Here is a 4,924-nt window from a genome sequence, read left to right as displayed (position 1 = left end):
AAGCCCACATATGGACGAGTTGGCTGAGCGGCCCGATGTCGTTGCTGACGTACCAACCGACGCAGTGGCCGAGATACTTCAGTTGCAGCGGCAACGCTTCCGTCTGGTAGAGCGTGAGGTAGTCGTTGACCTTGCCAGGCTTCACCCAGTAGGTGCGATGATCGATGATCATCCAGCTGTCCTCCCTTGTTCACCGGAACTCGAGGGTCAGAGCGTGGTCCAGTCCGCCGCTTGCTCGAAGGCGTGAGCGGTACGGTAGATGGTCGTTTCGTCGTAATGTGCGCCCACCAGCATCATGCCGACCGGTAAGCCGCCGCTCATGCCGCAGGGAATGCTCATGGCGGGGTGGTGCGTGACGTTGAACGCCTGCGTGTTCCCGACCGGCTCGAAGGCCCGCAGCACGATCTGTTCGCGGCTCGCGCCGGGGCCAGGGAGAGGCGTGGCCTTGATCGGTACTGTCGGCATGAGCAGCAGGTCGAAATCCGCGAGCACCTGGTCATACGCCGCAGTCAGTGTACGTCCGAGATTGATCGCCTTGCCGTAGTAGCTATTGCCAAAATGTTGTTTCACGTACATCCCCAGGAGTGCGATGAGCTTCAGTGGCTCCGCCAGTTCGTTCACCCGGCCGCGCCCGGCCTGCAGAAAATCCATCAGGCTGGTGACGTAGAGATCCGACCTCCCGGTGCCGAATCCGTTGCCTTCCAGCACGGTGTTGATGACGCCATCAACGAGGATCGGGCCGCTCACTGCACCGGCGAGCGGATGCATCGGAATCGACACCTCCTGGATGCGGGCGCCCAGCTTCTCCAGCAGGCGCGTGGCCGCCCGCACTTTGGCATCGACGTCCGGCTCGGAATTCAACAGGCCGAAGCCCTCGCGCACCACCGCAATCCTGAGGCCGGATACGCCGGCGGTCAGCTGCTCCGAGTAGGGATGGACCACCGGCGCGTACTGGCGCGGGTCGTAGCCGTCAGCGCCCGCGATGACCTCGAGGAGCAGCGCGTTGTCACGCACCGAGCGCGTGATCGGGCCCGTGTGATCGAGCGTGACCTCGATCGGTATGATGCCGGTGTAGGGGACCAAGCCGTGGGTCGGCTTCATGCCATAGGTGCCGCAAAAGGCGGAGGGTATGCGGATCGAGCCACCCTGGTCGCCGCCGATGGCCATGTCCACTTCGCCCGCGGCCACCAGGGCGGCGCATCCCGACGAGGAGCCGCCGGCGGAGTAGCCGTGCTTGCGCGGATTGTGAACCGGGCCGGTGGCGTTGGTGTGGCTGCCGGCCGAGAGACAGAAGCACTCACAGTGGGCCTTGCCGACGATTTCCGCGCCGGCGTCGAGCACGCGCGTTGCCACCGTGGCGTCGATGTCCGGCACATACCCGTCGAGCAGTGCCGTCCCGTTCATCATCGGCACGCCGGCAAGCATGATGTTGTCTTTCAGGACAACCGTCTTGCCCGCGAGCTTCCCGCTCGGCGCTCCTTTGACCGAGGTCTTGTAATACCAGGCGTTGTAGGGGTTTTCCTCGGGCGCAGGCCGGCGACCGGAGGCGCGCGGGTACTTCACCGCCGGCAGGTCGATAGGCATCGCGTCGAGTGCCTGGTACATAGCGAGCAACGGCGTCATCATCCCGCGATACGATTCGAGGTCGGCGTCGCTGAGTGCCAGCCCGAGTGCCGCAGCGGCTTGGCGCGCCTGATCGGTTGTGGGCGCAGTGATTACCATCGATTCCTCCTCGCACAGCGAATTGTCCAGACGTTGGTGTACGATCATAGTGCCGAGCCGGACCTGAATCCACCCTGCGGTTGCGGTTCGCGTGGGGCTGATCGAAAAGGGTCGTCGCCAGTATCGGCCTGCCGCTGTCCGACGGGCGATGGACATAGCGATTGACTCGCAGGTAAGCTTGCGCGGGGAGGGACTCTGCGATGGAGCACCTTGTGATCGAGCACGACGGAGCGGTCGCGGTATTTCGCTTGAACCGTCCGCCGGTCAATGCGATCGACCTCACGTTTGCCCGCGAACTCGAGACGGCGTTCGCGACTCTCGTGGACGCGGGTAGGGCAAGAGCGATCGTGTTCACGGGGACCGGGGACTGCTTTTCCGCAGGGCTCGATCTCAAGCGGGTGCCACGGTACCGCCCTGAAGAGCAGCGGGAGATGGTCAGCGCACTCAATCGGACACTGGCGACGCTGTATGCCTGCCCGGTGCCGGTGGTTGGGGCCGTCAATGGCCACGCCATCGCCGGAGGGCTCATCTTCGCCCACGGCCATCGAAGTGGCGCGCGACCTGGCAAGCATGCCGCGCGAGGCCTATGCGCGGATCAAGCGCCAGTTGCGCGCAAGGACCATAGCGTTCATCGAGGATATGCTCGCACGCGGAAGTGATCCCATGCTCGATGCATGGATCACTGGAGACGCGAGTGCCGCGTCCGCCGCTCTGCTGCACCAGGATGCTTCGCCACGGTGAATGGCGCCAGCTGTGGCGACGATGTAGGAGTACTGGGCCAAGACACGCGGAAAGGATGCTCAATGAAAATCGGCCTCGGAATCGGAGAGATCGCCGGGCGGCCGGCGCCACTTGAGGAGTTGATTGCGCAGGCGCAGCAGGCGGAACGAGACGGCTTCGCGTCGGGGTGGCTCGCCCATATTTTCGGCATCGACGCGATGACCGCGGTGGCATTGATCGGGCGCGAAACCTCGCGCCTTGCGCTCGGCACCGCGGTGGTGCCCACGTTTACGCGCCATCCCGTGGCCATGGCGCAGCAGGCCCTCACGGCGCAGGCGGCGACGCACGGCCGCTTTTCGCTTGGCATCGGCCTGTCGCACCAGGTGGTCATCGAGTTCATGCTGGGCCTGTCGTTCGCCAAGCCGTTCACCCACATGAAGGAATACCTGGCGGTGCTCGCGCCGCTCATTCGCACTGGCGCGGTGAGCTACCAAGGCAGCGAATATCGAGTGAACGCCAACGTGAAAGTACCGCAGGCCGAACCCTGTCCCATTTTGCTGGCGGCGCTCGCGCCCAAGATGTTGGCGCTGGCGGGTGCCGAGGCCGACGGCACTGTCACCTGGATGACCGGGCCGAAGACGTTGCGCGAGTACACCATCCCACGCATCAACGAGGCGGCAGCAAAGGCGGGACGGCCGAGGCCGCGGGTAGTGGTCGGGCTGCCGATTGCCGTCACGGCGGACGTCGCCGCCGCGCGCGAGAGCGCGGGGCGCGCTTTTCAAGTCTACGGGGGCCTGCCGTCCTATCGCGCCATGCTCGATCGCGAAGGCGTCGCCGGGCCCGCTGATGTGGCGATCGTCGGCGATGAGGATGCCGTCGGCGAGCAGTTGCAGCATCTGGCGTCAATTGGCGTCACCGAACTCGTGGCGACCCCGTTTGTGGTGGCGAAGGACACGGCAGCGCTGGAGCGCACGCGGGCAGCGCTGGTGAAGTTTGCTCGGGATCACCGCGAGTGAGTCGACATCGCCACTTTCTGAACGACCAGAATGCTGGTCTCGTGGCGGACTGCCCGCTGCGCCATGCCCCTGTCGGCGGCATCGGCCGCGCTCTCCCTTACGGCTCTGTCTTCACCAGCCGAAACTCACCCTTCGCGGCGTTGCGGTAGAGATTGATCTGCCCGATGTGCCGGGCGCGGCCGTCCGGGTCGCGCACGCCGAGCCCCTCGTCCGGTGCCAGGCACAACACCCCAACCTTGCCGAAGCCGAGGTTGTGGTGCACGCGGTTGGCCGCCTCGCCAGCCTGAGCCAACGGGTAGGTTTCCGAGAGCAAGGGATGGATGGCGCGCTTGCACACCAGGCGATTGGCCTCCCAGGCTTCACGATAGTTGGCGAAGTGGGAGCCGATGATGCGCTTCTTGTTCATCCACAGGTAGCGGTTGTCATACTCGTGCATGTACCCGGTGGTGGAAGCACAGGTGACGATCTTGCCGCCCGCCCGGGCGACAAACACGCTGGCGGCGAAGGTTTCGCGCCCTGGATGCTCGTACACCACGTCGGGATCCTCACCGCCAGTGAGTTCACGGATCTTCTTTCCGAAGCGGCGGATCTCACCGACGTTTTGCGCGCCGTCCGCATTCCAAAACCGGTACCCCTCGGCGTTGCGATCGATCACCCAGCGCGCCCCGACGGTTCGGCAGAGCTTGGCGCGTTCTTCCGAGGAGACCACGCAGATCGGAAAAGCCCCCGCGTTCAGGGCGTATTGCAGCGCGAATCCACCCAGCCCCCCAACCGCTCCCCAAATCAGGACGATGTCTCCCTGCTTGATCTGCGTGCCGTTGTGACTGACCAGCATGCGGTAGGCGGTGGAATTGACGAGCGGCATGGAGGCGGCTTCTTCCCAGGTGAGATGTGCCGGCTTCGGCATCAGTTGATTGGCGCGCACCAGAGCGATCTCAGCCAGGCCGCCGAAGTTGGTTTCGAATCCCCAGATGCGCTGATCGGGATCGAGCATGGAGTCGTCATGCCCCTCGAAAGATTGCAGATCGACGTAGTTGCAGTGGATCGTCACCTCGTCGCCGGGCTTGAACAGCGTGACGCCCGGCCCCGTTCGCAGGATCACCCCGGAGGCGTCACTGCCAATGATGTGGTAGGGCAGATCGTGCCGCTTATCCCACGGGCTGCGCTTGGCGTGGCGCTCCAGGAACTGGAACGTCGGCAGCGGCTCGAAGATGGCGGTCCACACGGTGTTGAAATTGATGCTGGACGCCATCACGGCGACCAGGGCCTCGTTAGGGCCTGGTTCGGGAACCGGCACCTCATCGAGATGCAGGCTGTGCCGGGGGTCCTTCTGTCGAGATTCGAGTCCCTCGAACATCTTGATTTCATCTTTGTGGGTGGTGACGGCCCGCATCGACTTCGGTACCGGCAAGCTGGCGTAGTCCTGTGCTCCAGCTGTTCCCGAGAGAATGGCTTCACGCACCGCT

General features: G+C 64.5%; 4 protein-coding genes. 2 read left to right on the top strand and 2 right to left on the bottom strand.

The window, feature by feature from the left end; genetic code table 11:
- Positions 1 to 207 precede the first annotated feature (207 nt).
- Positions 208 to 1,722, bottom strand: a complete 1,515-nt coding sequence (locus VF515_00845; GenBank protein ID HEX7406173.1) for an amidase — start codon at positions 1,720 to 1,722, stop codon at positions 208 to 210.
- 200 nt (positions 1,723 to 1,922) lie between these two features.
- Here VF515_00845 and VF515_00840 point away from each other — a divergent pair, with 200 nt between their 5' ends.
- Both VF515_00840 and VF515_00835 read left to right on the top strand, forming a co-directional pair.
- The gene (locus VF515_00840; GenBank protein HEX7406172.1) at positions 1,923 to 2,381 is read left to right on the top strand and encodes an enoyl-CoA hydratase/isomerase family protein; all 459 of its coding nucleotides are present in this window, start codon (positions 1,923 to 1,925) and stop codon (positions 2,379 to 2,381) included.
- Between the two features lie 144 nt (positions 2,382 to 2,525).
- The gene (locus VF515_00835; GenBank protein ID HEX7406171.1) at positions 2,526 to 3,458 is read left to right on the top strand and encodes a TIGR03564 family F420-dependent LLM class oxidoreductase; all 933 of its coding nucleotides are present in this window, start codon (positions 2,526 to 2,528) and stop codon (positions 3,456 to 3,458) included.
- A 97-nt stretch (positions 3,459 to 3,555) separates the two neighbouring features.
- Here the strand turns inward: VF515_00835 and ccrA are convergent, their stop codons facing one another.
- Complete coding sequence (ccrA, locus tag VF515_00830; protein ID HEX7406170.1) at positions 3,556 to 4,920, bottom strand: crotonyl-CoA carboxylase/reductase; 1,365 nt, start codon at positions 4,918 to 4,920, stop codon at positions 3,556 to 3,558.
- Positions 4,921 to 4,924 lie beyond the last annotated feature (4 nt).

Source organism: Candidatus Binatia bacterium (genome assembly GCA_036382395.1).
Classification (GTDB): domain Bacteria; phylum Desulfobacterota; class Binatia; order HRBIN30; family HRBIN30; genus JAGDMS01.
This window is presented reverse-complemented; position numbering and strand designations above follow the sequence as displayed.

Excerpts from the sequence above, each read along its gene's own strand:
- VF515_00835 (HEX7406171.1), top strand. The coding sequence starts at position 2,526 with ATGAAAATCGGCCTCGGAATCGGAGAGATCGCCGGGCGGCCGGCGCCA.
- VF515_00840 (HEX7406172.1), top strand. The coding sequence starts at position 1,923 with ATGGAGCACCTTGTGATCGAGCACGACGGAGCGGTCGCGGTATTTCGC.
- VF515_00845 (HEX7406173.1), bottom strand. The coding sequence starts at position 1,722 with ATGGTAATCACTGCGCCCACAACCGATCAGGCGCGCCAAGCCGCTGCG.